Consider the following 21725-nt stretch of genomic DNA (forward strand, 5'->3'; position numbering starts at 1 on the left):
GCGGTCGGTGCTGACACTGCAGCGTGGGCGTTAGCAAATCTGTGACCAAAGGCTGACGCCGAGCCGACTCGACGAAGCCGGCTCAGGATAACCAAGCACGGCGGCGCTGATCAGACCTTGGCGATCAGGTTTCCAGCATGCAAGCCGCATTCTTTCTGCGTAGATTCTTCCCACCACCAGCGACCCTCGCGCTCGTGCTGATTCGGTAGCACCGGGCGTGTGCATGGCTCGCAGCCGATGCTGATGAAGCCTCGCTCGTGCAGGCTGTTGTAGGGCACTTCCAGCATGCGAATGTAGGCCCAAACTTCCTCGCTGCTCATCTGCGCCAAGGGGTTGAACTTGTAGATCGCGTGCTCCGGCGTCGAAAAGGCGCTATCGAGCTCAAGCACCGATACCTGGCTACGGGTGCCCGGGCTCTGGTCACGGCGTTGGCCGGTCGCCCACGCGCGCACGCCTGCCAACTTGCGGCGCAGCGGCTCGATCTTGCGAATCCCGCAGCACTCGCCATGCCCATCGCGGTAAAAGCTGAACAGCCCTTTTTCGTTGACCATGGGTTGGAGCAGAGCAGGGTCCGGCGTCATGATTTCGATCGGGATGCCGTAGTGCTCACGAACCTGCTCGATGAAACGGTAGGTTTCGCTGTGCAGGCGGCCGGTATCGAGGCTGAATACCTTCACGTTCTTGTTCAGCTTCCACGCCATGTCCACCAGTACGACGTCTTCGGCGCCACTGAAGGAAATCCAGAGATCGTCACCGAACAGGTCGAAGGCAAGTTTGAGGATGTCTTGCGGGGATTTACCGGCATAGGCGACTGCCAGCTCGGCTACATCAATTGATTGGCTCATCAGGCGGCTTCCTAGATTGGCGCTTTAGCGCTCTGCAGGCCGCGGATGTTAACAAATAGGCGTTATGTCTCTAAATAACGTTTATCGAGGCTGACGCTAACTTTAACGAATAAGCGCTAGCGTTGCGCCACTTCACCCTTGTCGCTAGAGTGCCCATCCATTTTTTGCGTTTAGGAGTGGCCCGTGGAAATAGCCTGTCTCGATCTGGAAGGTGTGCTGGTTCCGGAAATCTGGATCGCCTTTGCCGAGGCCACCGGAATCGAATCGCTCCGGGCGACTACGCGGGACATTCCTGACTACGACGTGCTGATGAAGCAGCGCCTGCGTATTCTCGACGAGCATGGCTTGAAGCTGGCCGATATTCAGGCGGTTATCGCTACGCTGAAACCCCTAGATGGCGCTGTCGAGTTCGTCGACTGGCTACGCGAACGCTTCCAGGTGGTGATCCTGTCCGACACCTTCTACGAGTTCTCGCAACCGCTGATGCGCCAACTGGGCTTCCCCACGCTGCTCTGCCATCGCTTGATCACCGATGAAACGGGGCGGGTCGTCAATTATGAGCTGCGTCAGAAGGATCCCAAGCGCCAGTCGGTCATCGCGCTGAAGAGCCTGTATTACCGCGTCATCGCCGCCGGGGATTCGTACAACGACACCACCATGCTTGCCGAGGCGCATGCCGGCATTCTCTTCCACGCGCCGGATAACGTCATACGCGAATTCCCGCAATTCCCAGCCGTGCACACCTTCGCCGAGCTCAAGCAGGAGTTCATCAAGGCCTCGAACCGCCCGCTGACAATGTAAGCGGTGCGGGGACTGGAGGCCCGGGTGGGGCGCGGTTTTTCGGGCGCGCACGGCCTCCAGTCCAGCTACATGCCCTCCAGTGTCTCCATCAGCACCCTCACTTTATCGAGGGTTTCCTGATATTCAGCTTGCCAGTGCGAATCCGCGACGATGCCGCCGCCGCCCCAGCACGTAGCCTGGTCGTTTTGGATCAGCACCGTGCGAATGGCGATGGAACTGTCCATCTCGCCGCGAACATCCAGATAAAGCAGCGAGCCGCAGTAGATGGAGCGCTGGGTGGGCTCCAGCTCATCGATTACCTGCATGGCGCGGATCTTCGGCGCGCCCGTGATTGAACCGCCGGGGAAGCTGCCAGCCAGCAGATCCAGTGCATCCTTGTCAGTCGCCAGGTTGCCACAGACGCTGCTCACCAGATGGTGCACGTTCGGATAGGTTTCCAGCGAAAACAGTTCGGGCACGCGCACGCTGCCTGTTTCGCAGCTGCGGCCGAGATCGTTGCGCAGCAGGTCGACGATCATCAGGTTTTCCGCGCGATCCTTTTCGCTGGCCAGTAGTGCATGCCCCTCGGCCCGGTCCGCCTGCGGATCGCTCCGACGTGGGCGGGTGCCCTTGATCGGCCGCGTGTTCACGACGCCCTTGGCAAGCTGCAGGAAGCGTTCCGGGGACAGGCTGACGATGGCGCCACCTTCGACCGGAATGAACCCCGAATAGGGCGTCGGGCAGACAGCTCGTAGCGCTTGATAGGCCTGCCAGGGGTCGCCCGCGCAGGGTGCGCGAAAGCGCTGTGCGAAATTCACCTGATAACAATCGCCGGCCTGGATGTAGCGCTGGATGCGTTCGATTGCCTGTCGATAGTCGGAGCGCTGCAGATCGGCAGAAAAGGGCGACTCGAGCTTGAACGAGGTGAGCTCGGGGTCCCGCTCCGACTCGAAGAGCTGAATCAGCCGAACGCGCTCGGCCTCGGCCAAGGTGGGATGAAAAACTAGCTGTGTCGTCCGATGCTGATGGTCGCTGATCAAGGCCCAGGCGTAGAGGCCAAAGCGAGCCGGCGGCAGCGCCAGGTCCTTGGTTGCTGTGGCGGGTAGGCGTTCGAGTCGCGAGCCGAAATCGTAGCCAAGAAAGCCCAGGATGCCCCCCGCGAAGGGCAGCTCGCGGCCTTCCGGTAGCCCCGCTTCGCCAAGCCTGTGCAAGGCTGTCCGGACGCGCGCGAAGAATGCGCGTCCGGTTTCGGTGGCGTCTGGTTCCAGGGTTTCAACAGGCCAGGCGCTGAGCAGGTCATAGCGTCCACGCTCGGCGATCGGGCGGCCTGAGTCGAGCAGTATCGCTCCGGGAGAGCGGCGAATACGGTCGAACCAAAGCGTCGGATCAGGTTGATACGCGAGGGGGTGAACCGTGCAGAGAGGCATTGGAGGTTTAGGTCCGGGGAGTCCCGGCCGTTTGGCGGCCGGGTTTTGGCTCATGCGTGGCTCGGTATGTGGCCGAACAGTTCTTGGGAGAATCGCACGCGCTCTTCAGGTGTCTCCTGGATGCCTTTTGCCTTGAGCTCTTCGATCCGGCTTTCCACGGCTTGCGTGCGATGGGTCAGGCCGCAGTCGTTAGCGATCTGAATGTTGAGCCCAGGCCGCGCGTTGAGCTCCAGAATCAGCGGGCCCTTGTCCTGGTCCAGGACCATGTCGACCCCGATATAGCCCAGCCCGCACAGCTCGTAACAGCCCGCGGCCAGCTTCATGAAGCCGTCCCAGTTAGGCAGTTGGACGCCATCCACGGCGTTGGTGGTATCGGGGTGCTTGGTGATCTTGTTGTTCAGCCAGGTGCCCCGCAGAGTGATGCCTGTGGCCAAATCCACGCCAACGCCGATTGCCCCCTGATGCAGGTTGGCCTTGCCGCCGGACTGCCGGGTCGGCAAACGCAGCATGGCCATGACCGGGTAGCCCATCAGCACGATGATGCGAATGTCCGGCACGCCTTCGTAGCTGATGCTTTTGAAGATCGGGTCCGGGGTGACGCGGTATTCGATCAGTGCACGGTCGCGGTGACCGCCGAGCGAATACAGGCCGGTGAGAATGTTGGAGATCTGATGCTCGATCTCATCGTGCGTCATGATCTTGCCCGACACGGTGCGGTAGCGACCTTCGAAGCGGTCGGCGATCACCAGGATGCCGTCACCGCCAGCGCCTTGCGCTGGCTTGACGACGAAATCGACATGGTCCTTGACGATGTCCTTGAGCTTGTCGATGTCTTTCTCGGTCTCGATGATGCCGTACATCTCCGGTACGTCGATACCGGCCTCGTTCGCCCGTTCCTTGGTGATGATCTTGTCATCCACGATCGGATACAGGTTGCGCTTGTTGTACTTGAGCACGTAATCCGCGTTGCGGCGATTGATGCCCATGATGCCCTTGGCTTCGAGGGCCTTCCACGTCTTGATCAGACCGAACATGGCTCAATCCTTCAAAAAGGCTTTGAAGCGGAACAGCTCGGTCAAGCGGTAGCCGCGGTAGCGTCCCATCGCCAGCATGAAGCCCACCATGATCAGCAGTACGGCAGGGAAGGTGAACATGAAGTAGATCAACTCGGGAATGCTCATCAGCAGGTGCGCGAGCGTGGCGGCGATCAGTGTGCCGACTGCCACCTTGAACGCGTGCCCTGCGCCGCGTTCCTCCCAGGTAATGGAGAGACGTTCGATGGTCATGGTCAGGATGACCATCGGGAACAAGGCAACCGAGAGCCCCCGTTCCAGGCCAAGCTTGTGGCTGAACAGGCTGATGACCGCGATCAGTACCACCACGAAGGTCAGCACCACGGAGAGACGCGGCAGCATCTGGAGTTTCAGATGCTCGAGATAGGAGCGTAGTGAGAGGCCGAGCGCCGTGATGATGGTGAACAGGATGATGCCGAAGCCGAGCTGGGTCTCGCGAAACGCCAGCGCGATCAGCACAGGCGTAAAGGTGCCGAGCGTCTGCAGGCCGCCGAGATTGCGCAGAATCAGAATCACCAGTACGCCGATCGGAATCATGATCATGATCTGATAGGTCTGCTGGGTTTGCAGCGGTAGGCCGTACAGCGAGTATTCCAGGAAGTCCGCGTCAGTGTTCTCGTCGGTCAGTTTGGCCAGGCGAATGGCATTCATCTCGCTGCTGTTGAGCGTGAAGGTCACCTGCGCGTTGCGGCCACCCTCGAGATTGACCAGCGGCTCGTCGCCGGTCCACCACACCAGCCGGTCCGCTGGCAGTCCCTGGTCGCCATTCTCCGGGTTGAAGTACAGCCACTTGTCGCCATTGAAGCTGCGCAGCCACAGCTCAGGCGTCTGCGCGGTGTCGCTGGCCAGGCGCACGGTGTGTACGCGTTCCATGGGCACATGCGCGATGGACAGCAGCAGCTCGATGATTCGGGCCTTGTTCGCCGGCGATGCATCGCCGCCGAGCAGTAGCTTGACGTTGTCGTCGTTGGCGTTGTTGACGCGCTTGATGGCCTCACTGATGAAGGTCTCGACATCCGCGGAGTGTTGGCGAATCGGCGAAAGCAGGGCTTCGGCGGCTATTTTTTCGGCGCCTTCGACCGGGATGCTGTCGCGGAAAATCGGGCCGTTGGCCTTGGTTTGCTCACCGCTATAGCGTCGGGTCAGTACCAGGCGGTAGTAGAGCGTCTGATTGCCACTGACCCGCCGAGCCGACCAGGTCACCCGGCGGTTGCCGTCGGTGCGGTTAATGCTCACGCCATAGTTGTTGGAAATGAAGCTCTCGTTGAGGCTGACGAATTCCTGGTTCAGCGGCGGTACGTACATCTGCAGCTTTACCGGGTCGCGCGGGTTGGCCTGAAATTCGACCTTGGCGTCGATGTTCCACAGGTCGTCGGTTTCATCTTCGGTAATCGGTATGCCGAGGATGAAAATCTGGTAGGCGGTAATCGCGATGCCCAGTGTGACGAGCAGGAAAATCAGAACTTTCAGATGCAGGGTAAGGGCGCGCATGGAATTACTCGTCAGCGTCGGAATCGGTGGTGCAGCCGGGCTCGCCAGCAGCGTACTTAAGGCTTGGGTCGACCAGGGCGCCGAAGCGCGAGAGCGCATCGGAACCTATTAAAAGTGCGTATTGGAATGCACTTCGGTCCGTGAGGTTCACTTCGATGCTGCGTTTGGCCTTGCCCATGCACATGACCAGCTCTACGACAGGGCGTGGCGTATAGGTTTTTTCTTCCTCTGGATCGAAGTCGGCGGCACGGCGTTTGATTTTGCTGATGCGCTGCAAGGGCAGCTCGATCGGACGATCGTGCGCTTCATCGATGGCGAGGTAGAAGCGGACCCAGGTCTTTCCGTTGCGCTTGAATCGCTCGATATCGCGTGCGCTGAGCGAGGCCGTCTGGGCGCCGGTGTCCAGTTTGGCGGGCACTTCAAGCCCGAATTCGGGCAGTCCCACGTGCTCGTTCAGGCCATAGATGGTTTTTTCACCAGCGTGGGCGAGACAGGGAAGGGCCAGGAGGCAGAACAGCAACAGACGAGGTTTGGCGGGCATAGATCCAGAGTTAATCGAGTCGGGGAACGATGGCCGGAGCGACGACCCCTGAGGTTGGGCGTGGCGAGGCTGGTGCCCCGCGCGGCATATAGCTCGGCATTCTAGCATGGCGGCTGAATCAGGCGACTAGACCTAACCGGCGGGGCATGACGGCCATTAATGCATCCTGCCATCAAGGTAATTTTCTAATTGTCGACAATCTACCTTTGTATGATTGACCGGCCCGCATAGACAGGCTTATTTTGTTCGTACCTTGTACATAGGTGTCAACAATATGCTGGATGCTTTGGATGCGCCTCGCGCCGATCTGGTCGATACCGGAACCCTGTCTGAACATGTTTTCCGACTGATTCAAGCCGCCATCATCAAGGGCGAGATCGCCCCGGGCAGCAAGATCTCGGAGCCCGAGCTCGCGCGGACCTACGGGATCAGTCGCGGGCCGTTGCGCGAAGCGATACATCGGCTCGAAGGGCAGAAGCTTCTGGTGCGAGTGCCGCATGTGGGTGCTCGTGTGGTGTCGCTCAGCCATGCAGAGCTGATCGAGCTATACGAGATTCGCGAATCACTGGAAGGCATGGCCTGTCGGCTCGCTGCCGAGCGCATGAGCGAAGCGGAGATCGATGAGTTGCGGCGCGTGCTGGATACCCATGAGCAGGACGCCGCATTTCAGGCTGGCGTCGGCTATTACCAGCAAGAGGGCGACTTCGATTTCCACTACCGGATCATTCAAGGCAGCGGCAATCGAACCCTGACCCAGATGCTCTGCGGTGAGCTCTATCAGTTGGTGCGCATGTACCGCATTCAGTTCTCGGCAACGCCAAACCGCCCACGCCAGGCGTTCGCCGAACACCATCGCATTCTCGACGCCATCGCGGATCGCGATGGCGAGCTCGCCGAGCTGTTGATGCGCCGACACATCGGTGCTTCCAAACGCAATATCGAGCGGCATTACCACGCTGCAACAGACACACAACCAAGAGGTGAGGCATGACACTTCCTACCCCCGGCCAGCGTTTTCGCGATGCAGTGGCCAGTGAGCATCCCCTGCAAGTGGTTGGTGCGATCAACGCCAATCATGCGCTGTTGGCCAAACGCGCCGGTTTCAAGGCTATTTACCTGTCTGGTGGCGGCGTAGCAGCCGGCTCCCTGGGTTTGCCCGATCTGGGCATCAGCGGCCTGGATGACGTGCTGACCGATGTTCGGCGCATCACGGACGTATGCGATCTGCCGTTGCTGGTGGATGTCGACACCGGCTTCGGCTCGTCCGCCTTCAATGTGGCGCGTACCGTCAAGTCGATGATCAAGTTCGGCGCGGCGGCCATTCACATCGAGGATCAGGTGGGCGCCAAGCGCTGCGGGCATCGCCCGAACAAGGAGATCGTTTCGCAGCAGGAGATGGTCGATCGGATCAAGGCGGCGGTCGATGCCCGTACCGACGACAGCTTCGTGATCATGGCGCGCACCGATGCCCTCGCGGTCGAGGGACTGGAATCCGCGCTGGAGCGTGCTGCGGCGTGCATCGAGGCGGGCGCTGACATGATCTTCCCCGAAGCCGTTACCGAACTGGCGATGTACAAGATCTTCGCTGAGCGGGTAAAGGCGCCGATCCTGGCCAATATCACCGAGTTCGGTTCGACGCCCCTGTACACCACCGAAGAGCTGGCAGGTGCCGATGTCTCGCTGGTGCTCTATCCGCTGTCCGCGTTCCGCGCCATGAACAAGGCGGCTGAGAATGTCTACACCGCGATCCGCCGCGATGGCACGCAGAAGAATGTGATCGACACGATGCAGACCCGCATGGAGCTGTACGAGCGCATCAATTATCACGCGTTCGAGGAAAGCCTCGACGCCTTGTTCGCGCAGAAGAAGGGTTGAGATGACCGGGCGCTCCGGTAGCGCCCCGTTTACGGCAAAGCAATTGGCGGTATCCAGAACAAATCCAATAAGGAGAGAGCAATGGCTGAAGCAAAAGTATTGAGCGGCGCCGGCCTGCGTGGCCAGGTTGCCGGGCAGACAGCCCTGTGCACGGTTGGCAAGACCGGGGCTGGTCTGACCTATCGCGGGTACGACGTGCGTGAACTGGCCGCGCAGGCCGAGTTCGAGGAAGTCGCCTACCTGTTGTTCTACGGTGAACTGCCGACCGCGAAGCAGCTAGAGGCATACAAGGCGCGCCTCAAGACGATGCGCGACCTGCCCGCTGCGCTGAAGGAAGTGTTGGAGCGCATTCCTGCCGATGCTCATCCGATGGACGTCATGCGCACCGGCTCCTCGATGTTGGGGACGTTGGAGCCTGAGCGTTCGTTCGATCAACAGCGCGACGTAGCAGAGCGCTTGATGGCCGCGTTCCCGGCAGTCATGTGCTACTGGTACCGCTTCACCCATCAGCAGCAGCGAATCGAATGCACCAGCGATGAAGACACGCTGGGCGGGCATTTCCTGGCGTTGTTGCATGGCGAGAAACCAAGCGAGCTGCACGTGAAAGTGATGAACGTCTCGCTGATTCTCTACGCCGAGCACGAGTTCAATGCTTCGACGTTCACCGCGCGGGTCTGCGCCTCGACGCTGTCGGATATGTATTCCTGCATCACCGGCGCCATCGGCTCGTTGCGCGGTCCCTTGCATGGCGGCGCCAACGAGGCGGCAATGGACATGATCGAGCGCTGGAAGTCTCCCGACGAGGCGGTACAGGGCATCCTCGGCATGCTCGAGCGCAAGGACAAGATCATGGGCTTCGGCCATGCGATCTACAAGGAGTCGGACCCGCGCAACGAAGTCATCAAGGTGTGGGCGAAGAAGCTCGCCGACGAGGTGGGTGACACCGTCCTGTATCCGGTATCGGTGGCGGTCGATGAGACCATGTGGGCTCAGAAGAAGCTGTTCCCCAACGCCGATTTCTACCACGCCTCCGCGTACCACTTCATGGGCATCCCGACCAAGCTGTTCACGCCGATCTTCGTCTGCTCGCGCGTAACGGGTTGGGCGTCTCACGTAATCGAGCAACGGGCCAATAACCGCATCATCCGGCCGAGTGCCGATTACGTCGGCCCGGAACAGCGCAAGGTCGTCCCGATCGCCGAACGCTGATTCATAGGAGGGGAGGCCGCGACGGTCTCCCCCTCTGGTTTTCAACATTTACTGGATCGAGTTCTTCCGGCATGAACACAGAACACCGCAAACCGCTGCCTGGCACCCAGCTGGACTATTTCGATACCCGTGCGGCCGTCGAAGCCATCCAGCCGGGCGCGTACGACAAGCTGCCCTATACCTCCCGCGTACTGGCCGAACAGCTGGTTCGTCGGTGCGATCCGGCGATGCTGACCGAAGCGCTGACGCAGATCGTCGAGCGTCGTCGTGATCTGGACTTTCCCTGGTACCCGGCGCGCGTGGTCTGTCATGACATCCTGGGTCAGACCGCACTGGTCGACCTGGCGGGCCTGCGGGATGCGATCGCCGAGCAAGGCGGCGACCCGGCGAAGGTCAATCCGGTCGTGCCTACTCAGTTGATCGTCGATCACTCGCTGGCCGTGGAATTCGCAGGCTTCGATCCCGAGGCGTTCGACAAGAACCGAGCCGTGGAGGAGCGCCGCAACGAAGACCGTTTCCACTTCATCGAGTGGACCAAGACGGCGTTCAAGAATGTCGATGTGATCCCGGCCGGGAACGGGATCATGCACCAGATCAATCTGGAAAAAATGTCGCCGGTGATCCAGGCGCGTGGTGGCGTGGCCTTCCCTGACACCTGCGTGGGCACCGATTCGCACACGCCGCACGTGGATGCCCTGGGCGTGATCGCCATTGGTGTCGGTGGGCTGGAAGCGGAAACGGTGATGCTCGGGCTGCCGTCGATGATGCGCCTGCCGGACATCGTCGGTGTACGCCTGACGGGCAAGCGTCAGCCGGGCATCACGGCCACCGATATCGTCCTTGCGTTGACCGAATTCCTGCGCAAGGAGCGGGTGGTGGGAGCCTGGGTCGAGTTTTTCGGCGAAGGCGCGGACAGCCTGACGATCGGAGACCGTGCGACCATTTCCAACATGTGCCCCGAATATGGCGCCACGGCGGCGATGTTCTATATCGATCAGCAGACCACTGACTACCTCAAGTTGACTGGTCGTGAGCCGGAGCAGGTCGCGCTGGTCGAGCAGTACGCCAAGGAAACCGGCCTGTGGGCGACCGCTCTGACCAATGCCGAGTATGAGCGTGTGCTCGAATTCGATCTGTCCAGCGTGGTCCGCAACATGGCCGGCCCGTCCAATCCGCACAAGCGCTTGCCGACCTCGGCGTTGCACGAGCGCGGTATCGCCGACGAGGCCAAGCTGGCCGCCGCCAAGGCCGAAGAGGCTGAAGGCCGCCTGCCGGATGGTGCGGTGATCATCGCGGCCATTACAAGCTGCACCAACACCTCCAACCCGCGCAACGTCGTCGCGGCGGGCCTGTTGGCCAAAAAGGCCAACGAACTGGGTCTGGTACGCAAGCCCTGGGTGAAGACGTCCTTCGCGCCGGGCTCGAAGGTCGCCAAGCTGTACCTGGAAGAAGCCGGCCTGCTGCCGGAACTGGAGAAGCTCGGCTTCGGCATCGTCGCCTACGCCTGCACCACCTGTAATGGAATGTCCGGTGCGCTGGACCCGAAGATCCAGCAGGAAATTATCGACCGTGACCTGTACGCCACCGCAGTGCTGTCGGGTAATCGCAACTTCGATGGTCGTATTCATCCCTATGCCAAACAGGCGTTCCTGGCCTCGCCACCGCTGGTGGTCGCCTATGCCATCGCCGGTACGGTGCGCTTCGATATCGAACAGGACGTGCTGGGCACCGACAAGAGTGGCAACCCGATCACTCTGAAGGACCTCTGGCCGTCTGACGAGGAAATCGATGCCATCGTCGCGTCCTCGGTCAAGCCCGAGCAGTTCAAGCAGATCTACATTCCGATGTTCGATCTGGGCACCATCGAGGAAGCCAAAAGCCCGCTGTACGACTGGCGCCCGATGTCCACCTATATCCGCCGCCCACCGTACTGGGAAGGCGCGTTGGCTGGCGAGCGAACACTCAAGGGCATGCGGCCGCTGGCAATCCTGCCGGACAACATCACCACCGATCACCTGTCGCCCTCCAATGCCATCCTGCCGGATTCGGCGGCCGGTGAGTACCTGGCGAAGATGGGGCTTCCCGAAGAGGACTTCAATTCCTACGCCACCCACCGTGGCGACCATCTGACGGCCCAGCGCGCCACCTTCGCCAACCCGCAGCTGGTCAACGAGATGGCGGTGGTCGACGGGAAGGTGCAGAAGGGCTCGCTGGCGCGCGTCGAGCCGGAAGGCACGGTGATGCGTATGTGGGAAGCCATTGAAACCTACATGAACCGCAAGCAGAACCTGATCATCATCGCCGGTGCCGATTACGGTCAGGGCAGCTCGCGTGATTGGGCGGCCAAGGGTGTGCGTTTGGCCGGTGTGGAGGTGATCGTCGCCGAAGGCTTCGAGCGTATCCACCGCACCAACCTGGTGGGAATGGGCGTGCTGCCGGTCGAGTTCAAGCCGGGCACTACCCGCCTGACCCTCGGCCTTGACGGCACCGAGACCTTCGATATCGAAGGTGAGCCGTCACCGCGCTGCGACCTGACCTTGGTCATTCATCGCAAGAACGGCGAAGACGTCCGGGTCCCGGTGACCTGCCGGCTCGATACCGCGGCCGAAGTCGGCGTGTACCAGGCCGGCGGTGTGCTGCAGCGTTTCGCCAAGGACTTCCTTCAACAGGCATGACCGCCCGATTCCGTGGGGCGGATGGCGCTTTTTCCATCCGCCGCATCATCGCGCGGTGGATCGATGAAGCGTGATCCACCCTACGGCCCATTCATTTTTCAGCCAGGAGTCACTCATGGCTCATCAACCCCAGATCAAGATTCCCGCGACCTACATGCGGGGCGGCACCAGCAAGGGCGTATTCTTCCGGTTGCAGGACCTGCCGGAAAGCTGCCAGGTGCCTGGCGCGGCGCGCGACAAGCTGTTCATGCGCGTGATCGGTAGCCCCGATCCGTATTCGGCGCATATCGACGGCATGGGCGGGGCCACATCCAGTACCAGCAAGTGCGTGATCCTCTCCAAGAGCGCTCGGCCTGATCACGACGTGGAGTACCTCTACGGGCAGGTGTCGATCGACAAGGCCTTCGTCGACTGGAGTGGCAACTGCGGCAACCTCTCCACGGGAGCCGGTGCGTTTGCCCTGCATGCCGGCCTGGTGGATGCCGAGCGCATTCCGCAGAACGGCACCTGCGTGGTGCGTATCTGGCAGGCCAATATTGGTAAGACCATCATTGCCCACGTGCCGATCAGCGACGGTCAGGTGCAGGAAACCGGGGGTTTCGAGCTGGACGGCGTGACGTTTCCAGCTGCCGAGATCGTGCTCGAGTTCCTCGATCCGTCCGATGACGGCGAGGAGGGGGGGTCGATGTTCCCCACCGGCAACCTGGTCGACGACCTGAAAGTCCCCGGCCTGGGTACGCTGAAGGCAACCATGATCAGCGCGGGCATTCCGACGGTGTTCGTCAACGCCGAAGATATCGGTTATGAGGGCACCGAGCTGCGTGAAGACATCAATGGCGACCCGGAAGCGCTGGCACGGCTGGAGGTAATTCGAGTAGCCGGCGCATTGCGCATGGGATTGATCAATACCGCGGAAGAGGCGTTGACCCGCCAACATACTCCCAAGGTTGCCTTCGTGTCCCGGCCGAAGCGTTATCTCGCTTCTTCGGGTAAGACCATCGAGGCAAGCGATGTCGATCTCCTGGTTCGAGCCTTGTCCATGGGCAAGCTCCACCACGCAATGATGGGCACCTGTGCGGTGGCAATCGGGGCTGCCGCAGCCGTTCAGGGTACGCTGGTCAATCTGGCTGCTGGTGGCGGCGAACGTCAGGCAGTTCGCTTCGGTCATCCATCCGGAACGCTGCGTGTCGGTGCCGAGGCGCAACAGGTAGACGGTCAGTGGGCCGTGACCAAGGCGGTCATGAGCCGTAGTGCAAGGGTGCTGATGGAGGGCTGGGTACGCGTACCAGGCGACGCCTTCTAGCCCAGGTCGCAACGTGTGCAGAAGCGACCTCTGCTTACGTGAATCCCCCAATTTCAGCCGCTGAAAAGCAAAAAATCCGCACCAAGCGGATTTTTTGTGGTCTAGCCGAAGCGACAGTTATTTGAGGCGACGCTCGACGCCCTTTTCGACCAGTATTTTCGCCGAGATCTCCTCAACGGAAAAATGCGTCGAATTGATGAAATTGATGTTCTCACGGCGGAAGAGATTCTCCACTTCGCGAACCTCGAATTCGCACTGGGCGAAGCTGGCATAGCGGCTGTTGGGTTTGCGCTCGTTGCGGATCGCTGTAAGGCGGTCCGGGTCGATGGTCAGCCCGAACAGCTTGTCGCGATGGGTTTTGAGCGCGGCCGGCAATTGCAGACGCTCCATGTCGTCTTCGGTCAGCGGATAGTTGGCGGCACGGATACCGTATTGCATGGCCATGTACAGACAGGTGGGCGTTTTGCCGCACCTGGAGACACCGACCAAAATCAGATCCGCCTTGTCGTAGTAGTGCGTGCGGGCACCGTCATCGTTATCCAGAGCGAAATTGACCGCATCGATTCGCTCCATGTAGTTGGCGTTATGGCTGATCGAGTGGGATTTGCCGACCGAATAGGAAGAGCGTGACATCAACTCATGCTCCAGCGGAGCAAGGAAGGACGAGAAGATATCGATCATGAAGCCATTTGACTCAGCCAGGATGTCGCGAATTTCCTGGTTCACCAGCGTATCGAATATGATCGGCCGCGCGCCGTCGCTTTCCGCCGCTTTGTTGATTTGCTGTACCATTGCCCGCGCTTTTTCGGCCGTATCTATATATGGCCGCGTGAGCTTGGTGAAGTGGATCGTTTCGAACTGTGCCAACAGGCTTTGGCCAAGTGTCTCGGCCGTAATCCCGGTACCGTCGGATATGAAAAATGCAGTTCGTTTCATTGCGCCTGGGACCTTAAGTCAAGAACGGTTCTCAGCTATAGTAGGCCCCTTCGCCGAGCCTCGACTGGCGGGCATTGTTACTTATTTTGCAGGGTCAGGCCACCGTGCCGCGGATCGGCACGAATCGAGTTTCCAACACAACGTGGAGAGATCACCTTGGTAGAGTACGTAGTTTCCCTCGATAAGCTCGGCAACCATGATGTTGAGCGTGTAGGGGGCAAGAACGCCTCCCTGGGCGAGATGATCAGCAACCTAGCTGGCGCCGGGGTATCGGTGCCCGGTGGTTTCGCCACTACGGCGCAGGCCTATCGCGATTTCATGGAACTCAGCGGCCTGAACGATCAGATTCATGCGCTGCTCGACGCCTTGGATGTCGATGACGTCAACGCGCTGGCCAAAGCCGGGTCGCAAATCCGCGGCTGGGTGATGGATGCGGAGTTCCCGCCGCAGCTCGACGCCGACATTCGTACCGCGTTTGCGGAAATGGCGGCCGGCAACGACAACATGGCAGTCGCCGTCCGCTCCTCGGCGACTGCAGAAGACCTGCCGGACGCATCGTTCGCCGGTCAGCAAGAGACCTTCCTGAACATTCGTGGCGTGGATAACGTGATTCGCGCCACCAAGGAGGTCTTTGCCTCGCTGTTCAACGACCGTGCAATTGCCTACCGGGTCCACCAGGGCTTCGATCACAAATTGGTCGCCCTGTCTGCCGGTGTACAGCGCATGGTGCGTTCCGAGACCGGCACTGCCGGTGTGATGTTCACGCTCGACACCGAGTCCGGCTTCCGTGACGTGGTGTTCATCACCGGTGCGTACGGCCTCGGCGAGACCGTCGTGCAGGGCGCCGTCAACCCTGACGAATTCTATGTTCACAAGCACACCCTGGAAGCCGGGCGGCCTGCCATCCTGCGTCGCAACCTGGGCAGCAAAGCCATCAAGATGGTCTACGGCGAAGAAGCCCGTGCCGGCAAGTCGGTCAAGACGGTCGACGTCGATCAGGCTGACCGTATGCGCTTTTGCCTGAGCGACGAGGAGGTCTCCAACCTCGCCAAGCAGGCGATGATCATCGAGAAGCACTACGGTCGTCCGATGGACATCGAGTGGGCCAAAGACGGTGACGACAACCAGCTATATATCGTCCAGGCGCGTCCGGAAACCGTGAAGAGCCGCAGCAGCGCCAACGTGATGGAACGCTACCTGCTGAAAGAGAAGGGCAAGGTGCTCGTCGAGGGGCGTGCTATCGGCCAGCGCATTGGTGCCGGTCCGGTGAAAATCATCCATGACGTATCCGAGATGGACAAGGTTCAGCCGGGTGACGTACTCGTCTCCGACATGACCGATCCGGATTGGGAGCCGGTGATGAAGCGCGCCAGCGCCATCGTTACCAACCGCGGCGGACGTACCTGCCACGCAGCCATCATCGCGCGTGAGCTGGGCATTCCGGCGGTCGTGGGCTGCGGCAATGCCACCGAGCTGCTACAAGACGGCCAGCGAGTCACCGTCAGCTGTGCAGAAGGCGATACCGGCCTGATCTTCGAGGGCGAGCTGGGCTTCGACATTCGCCAGAATTCCATCGATGCCATGCCCGAATTGCCGTTCAAAATCATGATGAACGTCGGCAACCCGGACCGCGCATTCGACTTCGCTCAGCTGCCGAACGAAGGTGTCGGTCTGGCACGTCTCGAATTCATCATCAATCGCATGATTGGTGTGCATCCTAAGGCGCTGCTGAACTTCGACGGCCTGCCAGCGGACGTCAAGAAGAGTGTCGAAAAGCGTATCGCCGGTTACGGTGATCCGGTCGATTTCTACGTCGAGAAGCTGGTCGAAGGTGTCAGTACCCTGGCCGCTGCGTTCTGGCCGAAAAAGGTCATCGTGCGTCTGTCGGACTTCAAGTCCAATGAATACGCCAACCTGATCGGCGGCAAGCTATACGAGCCGGAAGAAGAAAACCCGATGCTCGGCTTCCGTGGTGCTTCGCGATATATCAGCGAATCGTTCCGGGATTGCTTCGAGCTTGAATGTCGCGCGATGCGCAAGGTGCGCGAGCAGATGGGGCTGACCAACGTCGAGCTCATGGTGCCGTTCGTCCGCACCCTGGGCGAAGCGGCGCAGGTTATCGACATCCTCGGACAGTTCGGCCTGAAGCGTGGTGAGAACGGGCTGCGCGTCATCATGATGTGCGAGCTGCCATCCAACGCGTTGTTGGCCGACGAGTTCCTCGAGTTCTTCGACGGCTTCTCCATCGGCTCTAACGATATGACGCAGCTGACGCTGGGTCTGGATCGCGATTCGGGCATCATCGCGCACCTGTTCGATGAGCGTAATCCGGCGGTCAAGAAGCTGCTGGCGAATGCGATCGAGGCCTGTAACAAGGCGGGCAAGTACATTGGCATCTGTGGCCAGGGACCGTCCGACCATCCCGATCTGGCCAAGTGGTTGATGGAGCAGGGCATCGAGAGCGTTTCGCTGAACCCCGACTCGGTGCTGGACACCTGGTTCTTCTTGGCTGACGCTGAGATTCAGTGAGCTAGAGGCAAGGCAGAAGGGGCGAATCTCGCCCCTTTTGCGCGCTAAATGGAAAGTGCTTTTTCATACTCGAGGTCCGGCCCGGTGGGGCAGTGGCATCGGTATTTTCAGCAAGGAGTTTCCCATGCAATACGTCACCCCGGATCTGTGCGACGCATACCCTGACCTGGTTCAGGTCGTTGAGCCCATTTTCAGCAACTTCGGTGGTCGGGATTCATTTGGCGGCGAGATCGTTACGATCAAGTGCTTCGAAGACAATTCCCTTGTCAAGGAACAGGTCGAGGTTGCCGGTGCCGGTAAGGTCCTGGTGGTCGATGGCGGTGGGTCGCTGCGCCGCGCGCTGCTGGGGGATATGCTGGCTGAGAAGGCGGCGCGCAATGGCTGGGAAGGTCTGGTGATCTACGGCTGCGTGCGCGATGTCGACGTGATTGCCCAAACTGAACTAGGCGTTCAGGCGCTGGCCAGCCATCCAATGAAAACTGACAAGCGGGGAATCGGCGACTTGAATGTACCCGTCACCTTCTGCGGTGTGACCTTCCGCCCGGGTGAGTACATCTACGCCGACAATAACGGCATCGTGGTTTCGCCTGAACCGCTGAAAATGCCTGCCTGATTCACGAGCTCCGCTTACCCGAGCCCGGCCATGCCGGGCTTTTTTGCAATGTGCACGAGACGACTGATTTGCGCGACGAGACCTCTCAATCCGGGCTGCTGCATGCCTTGGTACTTGACGGACAGGGCGGCGCGCGGCCGATCGCGTATGCCGATATTGCCACGCTGCAGTTAGGCGAAACCGAGAGCCTGTGGCTGCACTGGGATCGAGGACAGGCGGCGGCACGCGATTGGCTGCGTCGACGCAGTGGACTCAGTGCGTTCGCCTGCGACGTGTTGCTGGAGGAGAATACGCGGCCTCGTCTGCTCGCGCTGCCGAACGACGAGTTGCTGCTCTTTCTCCGGGGCGTCAACCTTAATCCGGACGCCGAGCCGGAAGACATGGTGTCGTTGCGCGTCTTTGCCGATGCTCGCCGTGTCATTTCCCTGCGCTTGCGGCCGTTGCGCTCCACCGAGACGGTGATGCAGCAACTGGATGCTGGCGTCGGACCGAAGACCTCCTCGGAAATCCTCCTCGCGCTCGCTGATGCGCTGACCAGTCGAGTCGATGACCTCGTCGAGGTGGTGACCGAGAAGCTCGATAACGAGGAAGATCGGGTCGAGACCGACGAGCGCTATTCGCCGCCGCAGGACGAGATGCTCTCGCTGCGACGGCAAGCTGCCAGCCTGCGCCGTTTTCTTCTACCCCAGCGAGAAATCTACGGGCAACTCACCCGCAATCGCCTTCCCTGGTTCGTCGATGACGATACCGATTACTGGAACGAGCTGAGCAACCGGTTGATTCGCTACTTGGAAGAACTGGACTTGGTTCGCGAACGCGTCAACCTGATCCTGGAAGCTGAAGAACGACGCATGCGTGAACGCATGAATCGAACCATGTATTTGCTTGGGATCATCACGGGGTTCTTCCTGCCCATGAGCTTCCTGACGGGGTTGCTGGGCATCAATGTCGGCGGTATTCCTGGATCGGAGCATCCGTACGGCTTCTATGTTGCCTGTGGCGTTATCGCTGTGGTTGCCGCCTTTCAGTGGTGTATCTTTCGCCGCCTCAAATGGGTGTGAATGTGACTTTTCGCTGCCGTTGTGCCGTCTAGATCACACAATTTAGCGAGGTAACCATGCGCGATCCCTTCGAAGAGTCGTTGCGGGACATGCTCAATGCTCAGTCTTCGCGTGATGACAATGCCTGCCTGAGCCGCGTCTTGAAAACCGCCAACCGCCAGGTAGGGGCAGGAGACCTGTTCGGCTTGATGGGGAATTGGCTGCAGGCTGTGTTGATCGCCGCGAGCGGCAGCGCCGGGCGGGCGCCGGCGGTCACGCGTCGTTCCTCTTCTCGAACCACTTTTAACGATAAGGCTGATTGAGCATGGAATTCGATCCCTGGAGCCAAAGCCTGCTAGGCGCGATGAACGCGCTCTGGGCACCTATCGCAGCGTTTATCCCGCGTCTGTTTGGAGCGCTGCTGGTCGTCGCAATAGGCTTCATCGTTGCCAAGTTACTGGATGCACTGCTTTCAAAGGTCTTGGCAAAGATCGGGCTCGATCGGCTGGTTGCCGGGACCGGGGTCAATAAGCTGTTGGGGCGCGCCGGTATACGCGCGCCCGCGTCCGCGCTGATTGGAAAGATCGTTTACTGGTTCGTGCTACTGGTTTTCCTCGTGTCTGCTGCCGAGTCCCTCGGTCTTGCGCGCGTATCGGCGGTATTGGACATGCTGGCGCTGTACGTGCCGAAGGTATTCGGCGCGGCTCTGATTCTGCTTGCCGGCGTGCTGCTCGCTCAGCTGGTGAACGGCTTGGTGCGGGGTGCCGCTGAGGGCGTTGGGCTGGATTACGCCGGTGGCCTGGGGCGGATCGCGCAGGGGCTGGTGATTATCATCAGCATCTCTGTTGCCATCGGCCAGCTCGAGGTGAAAACCGAGTTGCTCAACTACGTGATCGCCATCGCGCTGATCTCGGTCGGGCTCGCCGTTGCGCTCGCGCTCGGGTTGGGTAGTCGTGGATTGGTCAGCCAGATCCTGGCTGGCATCTATGTGCGCGAGCTCTACGAAGTCGGGCAGCGGATACGGCTGGAAGGTTCGGACGGCGTCATCGAAGAGATCGGTACGGCCAAAACGCTGTTGCTAACCGACGACGGTGAGCTGGTCTCAGTTGCAAATACTGTGCTTCTGGAGCAGCGAGTGAGCAGCCGCTAGGCCCGGTAATCTGTTAAAGTGCGCCGCCGCTTTTCGCGTATTAGCGGAAATCGCGGCCACGACTTTTGCCGGTTCGAAGCGTCTTGACTACAGCCCATTCACCCAACATGAGCTACGACCCCCGCCTGCTTTCCGATGAAGAGCTGGTGCAGCGCGCGCATGGCGAGTTGTTTCATATAACGCGCGCTTACGAGGAGCTGATGCGGCGCTATCAGCGAACGTTATTTAATGTGTGCGCGCGTTATCTAGGCAACGATCGGGACGCGGATGATGTCTGCCAAGAGGTGATGCTGAAGGTGTTGTATGGCCTGAAGAACTTCGAAGGGAAGTCGAAGTTCAAGACATGGCTATACAGTATTACTTACAACGAATGTATTACTCAGTATCGAAAAGAGCGGCGCAAGCGCCGACTACTCGATGCGTTGAGCCTCGATCCGGTTGAAGAGGCTTCCGACGACAAAGCGCCCAATGTCGAGGAGAAGGCCGGGCTAGACAAGTGGCTTGTGCACGTAAACCAGATTGACCGGGAAATACTGGTGCTACGTTTTGTCGCAGAGCTCGAGTTCCAGGAAATAGCCGACATTATGCATATGGGGCTAAGCGCAACGAAGATGCGGTACAAGCGGGCATTGGATAAACTACGCGAAAAATTTTCAGGAATTGCTGAAACTTAACGGCAACAAGCTGTCTTAGTGAATAGCGAACAGCTTGGACCTCGAGACAGCCGGTTTCCTTAGATTGTTCTGATACTCACCACCAGATGGGGATTTACGGATGAAAGTTAAAAACACCTTGGGCGTTGTAATTGGCTCCATGGTTGCTGCTACTTCTTTTGGCGCGCTGGCTCAAGGTCAAGGTGCCGTAGAGATGGAAGCGTTCGGCAAGCACTACTTTACCGACAGCTCTCGCGACGTTCAGCGTGATGGCGAGCTTTACGGTGCCGGCGCCAGCTACTTCCTGACAGATGACGTTTCGCTCGGACTTTCCTACGGCGAATACCATGATCTGACGTCCCGTGACCCGGTTGGTGCCGGCGGCCACAAGGATATCAAGGGCAGCTTGACGTCTCTCGACGCGACCTACCACTTCGGCCAGCCAGGCGTGGGCCTGCGCCCATACGTGTCGGCAGGCGCTGCTCATCAGAGCATCGGCCAGGCAAACCGTGGCGGCCGCGACCACAGCACTTTCGCCAATGTAGGCACTGGCGTGAAGTACTACTTCACTGAAAACTTCTTCGCTAAAGCTGGCGTCGACGGCATGTACAACATCGATGCCAACGAAGGCGAGTGGATGGCAGGCGTAGGCGTAGGCCTGAACTTCGGTGGTGGCGCGCAGCAGCAAGTCGCTCAGGTCGAGCCGACTCCTGAACCCGCACCGGCACCGATCGTCGACAACGAGCCAGAGCCGGAGCCTGAGCTGGTTCGCGTTGAGCTTGACGTCAAGTTCGACTTCGACAAGGCGAAAGTTCGCGAAGAAAGCTACAGCGATATCAAGAACCTGGCGGATTTCATGCAGCAGTATCCGCAGACCAGCACCACCGTTGAAGGTCACACTGACTCCGTCGGTACCGATCAGTACAACCAGCGTCTGTCCGAGCGCCGCGCTCAGGCAGTACGTGACGTTCTGGTCAATCAGTACGGCGTGTCGGGCCAGCGTGTCGACTCGGTTGGCTATGGCGAAACCCGCCCGGTTGCCGACAACAGCACCGAGGAAGGTCGTCAGATCAACCGTCGTGTAGAAGCTGAAGTCGAAGCGCAGGTTCGTTAATTCGTACCTCGCCCCGTCGCTTGATCGCGCCGATTTAGATTGGCGCGATCAATAGCTTTACTGAAAAATCCGATGCCAGCTTCTGGCATCGGATTTTTTGCGTTTGTAGGTCCTCGTTTCCTGCGAAGAGGCTGGGGCTATGGGAGCGGCAGACCGTTAGCGCTCCGTCCGCATGCTTCGCAGCGGCTGCAGCGAGCCTCCTGATGTCTTGGAGCGAGCGTCCAAGGCTCGACCAGGACAGCCGTGCCGAGGCGGCCAGCTTTGGATTTCTAGGCCACGCCTAAAACCCGATCGATTGGTTCGTGCTGTGGGCGCTGGCTACCAGCATACGATTGCTTTAAGGGTGGACTGGCACTGCTCGCAATGCGTGCTCGCCTACCTGAAAGCAGGCCGGTCTGTTCTTAAGGACCCTGACTGCGATGTTTCCGATGGCGGATGCGGCTTCGTCGCGAAGTCGAATGCATTGGTCGA

19 protein-coding genes are annotated in these 21725 nt (G+C 59.9%); 13 read left to right on the top strand and 6 right to left on the bottom strand.

Translation table 11 applies throughout. From position 1 onward, the window contains the following. Window positions 1-110: 110 nt before the first annotated feature. Window positions 111-845 carry a phosphoadenylyl-sulfate reductase gene (locus KVO92_RS00970; protein ID WP_217473826.1) on the bottom strand — a complete coding sequence of 245 codons (735 nt, stop codon included), beginning with the start codon at window positions 843-845 and terminating at the stop codon, window positions 111-113. Between the two features lie 183 nt (window positions 846-1028). Between KVO92_RS00970 and thrH the strand changes: the two genes are divergently transcribed. After that, window positions 1029-1646: a bifunctional phosphoserine phosphatase/homoserine phosphotransferase ThrH gene (gene thrH / locus KVO92_RS00975; protein WP_217473827.1), complete on the top strand. Its 618-nt coding sequence runs from the start codon at window positions 1029-1031 to the stop codon at window positions 1644-1646. A 65-nt stretch (window positions 1647-1711) separates the two neighbouring features. Here the strand turns inward: thrH and pabB are convergent, their stop codons facing one another. Genes pabB through KVO92_RS00995 form a run of 4 tightly spaced genes read right to left on the bottom strand, consistent with a single transcriptional unit; the run spans window position 1712 to window position 6157 of the window. Then, window positions 1712-3052: an aminodeoxychorismate synthase component I gene (pabB, locus tag KVO92_RS00980; RefSeq protein ID WP_217473829.1), complete on the bottom strand. Its 1341-nt coding sequence runs from the start codon at window positions 3050-3052 to the stop codon at window positions 1712-1714. Between the two features lie 50 nt (window positions 3053-3102). Next, entirely contained in the window at window positions 3103-4086 is a 984-nt protein-coding gene (locus KVO92_RS00985) for an alpha-L-glutamate ligase-like protein (protein WP_217473830.1), read from the bottom strand. Between the two features lie 3 nt (window positions 4087-4089). Continuing rightward, window positions 4090-5616 carry an inactive transglutaminase family protein gene (locus KVO92_RS00990; protein ID WP_217473831.1) on the bottom strand — a complete coding sequence of 509 codons (1527 nt, stop codon included), beginning with the start codon at window positions 5614-5616 and terminating at the stop codon, window positions 4090-4092. A 4-nt stretch (window positions 5617-5620) separates the two neighbouring features. After that, window positions 5621-6157, bottom strand: a complete 537-nt coding sequence (locus tag KVO92_RS00995; protein ID WP_217473833.1) for an ATP-dependent zinc protease — start codon at window positions 6155-6157, stop codon at window positions 5621-5623. 274 nt (window positions 6158-6431) lie between these two features. Here KVO92_RS00995 and KVO92_RS01000 point away from each other — a divergent pair, with 274 nt between their 5' ends. The 5 genes from KVO92_RS01000 (at window position 6432) to prpF (ending at window position 13219) form a co-directional block, all read left to right on the top strand. Continuing rightward, on the top strand, window positions 6432-7148 hold the full coding sequence (locus tag KVO92_RS01000) for a GntR family transcriptional regulator (RefSeq protein ID WP_217473835.1): 717 nt from the start codon (window positions 6432-6434) through the stop codon (window positions 7146-7148). Continuing rightward, entirely contained in the window at window positions 7145-8032 is an 888-nt protein-coding gene (prpB, locus tag KVO92_RS01005; RefSeq protein ID WP_217473836.1) for a methylisocitrate lyase, read from the top strand. The genes KVO92_RS01000 and prpB overlap by 4 nt, the downstream gene beginning before the upstream one ends. An 81-nt stretch (window positions 8033-8113) precedes the next feature. Beyond that, window positions 8114-9241 carry a bifunctional 2-methylcitrate synthase/citrate synthase gene (gene prpC / locus KVO92_RS01010; RefSeq protein ID WP_217473838.1) on the top strand — a complete coding sequence of 376 codons (1128 nt, stop codon included), beginning with the start codon at window positions 8114-8116 and terminating at the stop codon, window positions 9239-9241. Window positions 9242-9312: 71 nt separating this feature from the next. Beyond that, on the top strand, window positions 9313-11916 hold the full coding sequence (acnD, locus tag KVO92_RS01015) for a Fe/S-dependent 2-methylisocitrate dehydratase AcnD (RefSeq protein WP_217473839.1): 2604 nt from the start codon (window positions 9313-9315) through the stop codon (window positions 11914-11916). A 115-nt stretch (window positions 11917-12031) separates the two neighbouring features. Further along, window positions 12032-13219 carry a 2-methylaconitate cis-trans isomerase PrpF gene (gene prpF, locus KVO92_RS01020; protein ID WP_217473840.1) on the top strand — a complete coding sequence of 396 codons (1188 nt, stop codon included), beginning with the start codon at window positions 12032-12034 and terminating at the stop codon, window positions 13217-13219. 117 nt (window positions 13220-13336) lie between these two features. On the opposite strand, the gene ppsR is transcribed toward prpF, so the two are convergent. Continuing rightward, window positions 13337-14155, bottom strand: a complete 819-nt coding sequence (gene ppsR / locus KVO92_RS01025) for a posphoenolpyruvate synthetase regulatory kinase/phosphorylase PpsR (RefSeq protein WP_217473841.1) — start codon at window positions 14153-14155, stop codon at window positions 13337-13339. 156 nt (window positions 14156-14311) lie between these two features. Here ppsR and ppsA point away from each other — a divergent pair, with 156 nt between their 5' ends. The 7 genes from ppsA (at window position 14312) to KVO92_RS01060 (ending at window position 21254) form a co-directional block, all read left to right on the top strand. Next, window positions 14312-16684, top strand: a complete 2373-nt coding sequence (ppsA, locus tag KVO92_RS01030) for a phosphoenolpyruvate synthase (protein ID WP_217473842.1) — start codon at window positions 14312-14314, stop codon at window positions 16682-16684. A gap of 124 nt (window positions 16685-16808) precedes the next feature. Further along, on the top strand, window positions 16809-17297 hold the full coding sequence (gene rraA / locus KVO92_RS01035) for a ribonuclease E activity regulator RraA (RefSeq protein WP_217473843.1): 489 nt from the start codon (window positions 16809-16811) through the stop codon (window positions 17295-17297). A gap of 68 nt (window positions 17298-17365) precedes the next feature. Further along, a complete protein-coding gene (locus KVO92_RS01040) occupies window positions 17366-18358 on the top strand; it encodes a zinc transporter ZntB (RefSeq protein ID WP_217473844.1) in 993 nt (330 codons plus the stop codon). Between the two features lie 56 nt (window positions 18359-18414). Continuing rightward, window positions 18415-18660 (top strand): CrfX protein, encoded by a 246-nt coding sequence (locus KVO92_RS01045; protein WP_217473846.1) that lies wholly within the window; start codon window positions 18415-18417, stop codon window positions 18658-18660. Between the two features lie 2 nt (window positions 18661-18662). Next, entirely contained in the window at window positions 18663-19487 is an 825-nt protein-coding gene (locus KVO92_RS01050; RefSeq protein ID WP_217473848.1) for a mechanosensitive ion channel family protein, read from the top strand. Between the two features lie 107 nt (window positions 19488-19594). Beyond that, the gene (gene sigX, locus KVO92_RS01055) at window positions 19595-20161 is read left to right on the top strand and encodes an RNA polymerase sigma factor SigX (RefSeq protein ID WP_217473849.1); all 567 of its coding nucleotides are present in this window, start codon (window positions 19595-19597) and stop codon (window positions 20159-20161) included. Between the two features lie 100 nt (window positions 20162-20261). After that, on the top strand, window positions 20262-21254 hold the full coding sequence (locus KVO92_RS01060; RefSeq protein ID WP_217473850.1) for an OmpA family protein: 993 nt from the start codon (window positions 20262-20264) through the stop codon (window positions 21252-21254). Window positions 21255-21725 lie beyond the last annotated feature (471 nt).

This window comes from Stutzerimonas stutzeri, assembly GCF_019090095.1.
Classification (GTDB): Bacteria; Pseudomonadota; Gammaproteobacteria; order Pseudomonadales; family Pseudomonadaceae; genus Stutzerimonas; species Stutzerimonas stutzeri_AN.

Bases quoted from the DNA above. Each gene is read 5' to 3' on its own strand.
- KVO92_RS00970 (WP_217473826.1), bottom strand. From the start codon at position 845: ATGAGCCAATCAATTGATGTAGCCGAGCTGGCAGTCGCCTATGCCGGT.
- pabB (WP_217473829.1), bottom strand. From the start codon at position 3,052: ATGCCTCTCTGCACGGTTCACCCCCTCGCGTATCAACCTGATCCGACG.
- KVO92_RS00985 (WP_217473830.1), bottom strand. From the start codon at position 4,086: ATGTTCGGTCTGATCAAGACGTGGAAGGCCCTCGAAGCCAAGGGCATC.
- KVO92_RS00990 (WP_217473831.1), bottom strand. From the start codon at position 5,616: ATGCGCGCCCTTACCCTGCATCTGAAAGTTCTGATTTTCCTGCTCGTC.
- KVO92_RS00995 (WP_217473833.1), bottom strand. From the start codon at position 6,157: ATGCCCGCCAAACCTCGTCTGTTGCTGTTCTGCCTCCTGGCCCTTCCC.
- KVO92_RS01000 (WP_217473835.1), top strand. From the start codon at position 6,432: ATGCTGGATGCTTTGGATGCGCCTCGCGCCGATCTGGTCGATACCGGA.
- prpB (WP_217473836.1), top strand. From the start codon at position 7,145: ATGACACTTCCTACCCCCGGCCAGCGTTTTCGCGATGCAGTGGCCAGT.
- prpC (WP_217473838.1), top strand. From the start codon at position 8,114: ATGGCTGAAGCAAAAGTATTGAGCGGCGCCGGCCTGCGTGGCCAGGTT.
- acnD (WP_217473839.1), top strand. From the start codon at position 9,313: ATGAACACAGAACACCGCAAACCGCTGCCTGGCACCCAGCTGGACTAT.
- prpF (WP_217473840.1), top strand. From the start codon at position 12,032: ATGGCTCATCAACCCCAGATCAAGATTCCCGCGACCTACATGCGGGGC.
- ppsR (WP_217473841.1), bottom strand. From the start codon at position 14,155: ATGAAACGAACTGCATTTTTCATATCCGACGGTACCGGGATTACGGCC.
- rraA (WP_217473843.1), top strand. From the start codon at position 16,809: ATGCAATACGTCACCCCGGATCTGTGCGACGCATACCCTGACCTGGTT.
- KVO92_RS01045 (WP_217473846.1), top strand. From the start codon at position 18,415: ATGCGCGATCCCTTCGAAGAGTCGTTGCGGGACATGCTCAATGCTCAG.
- KVO92_RS01050 (WP_217473848.1), top strand. From the start codon at position 18,663: ATGGAATTCGATCCCTGGAGCCAAAGCCTGCTAGGCGCGATGAACGCG.
- sigX (WP_217473849.1), top strand. From the start codon at position 19,595: ATGAGCTACGACCCCCGCCTGCTTTCCGATGAAGAGCTGGTGCAGCGC.
- KVO92_RS01060 (WP_217473850.1), top strand. From the start codon at position 20,262: ATGAAAGTTAAAAACACCTTGGGCGTTGTAATTGGCTCCATGGTTGCT.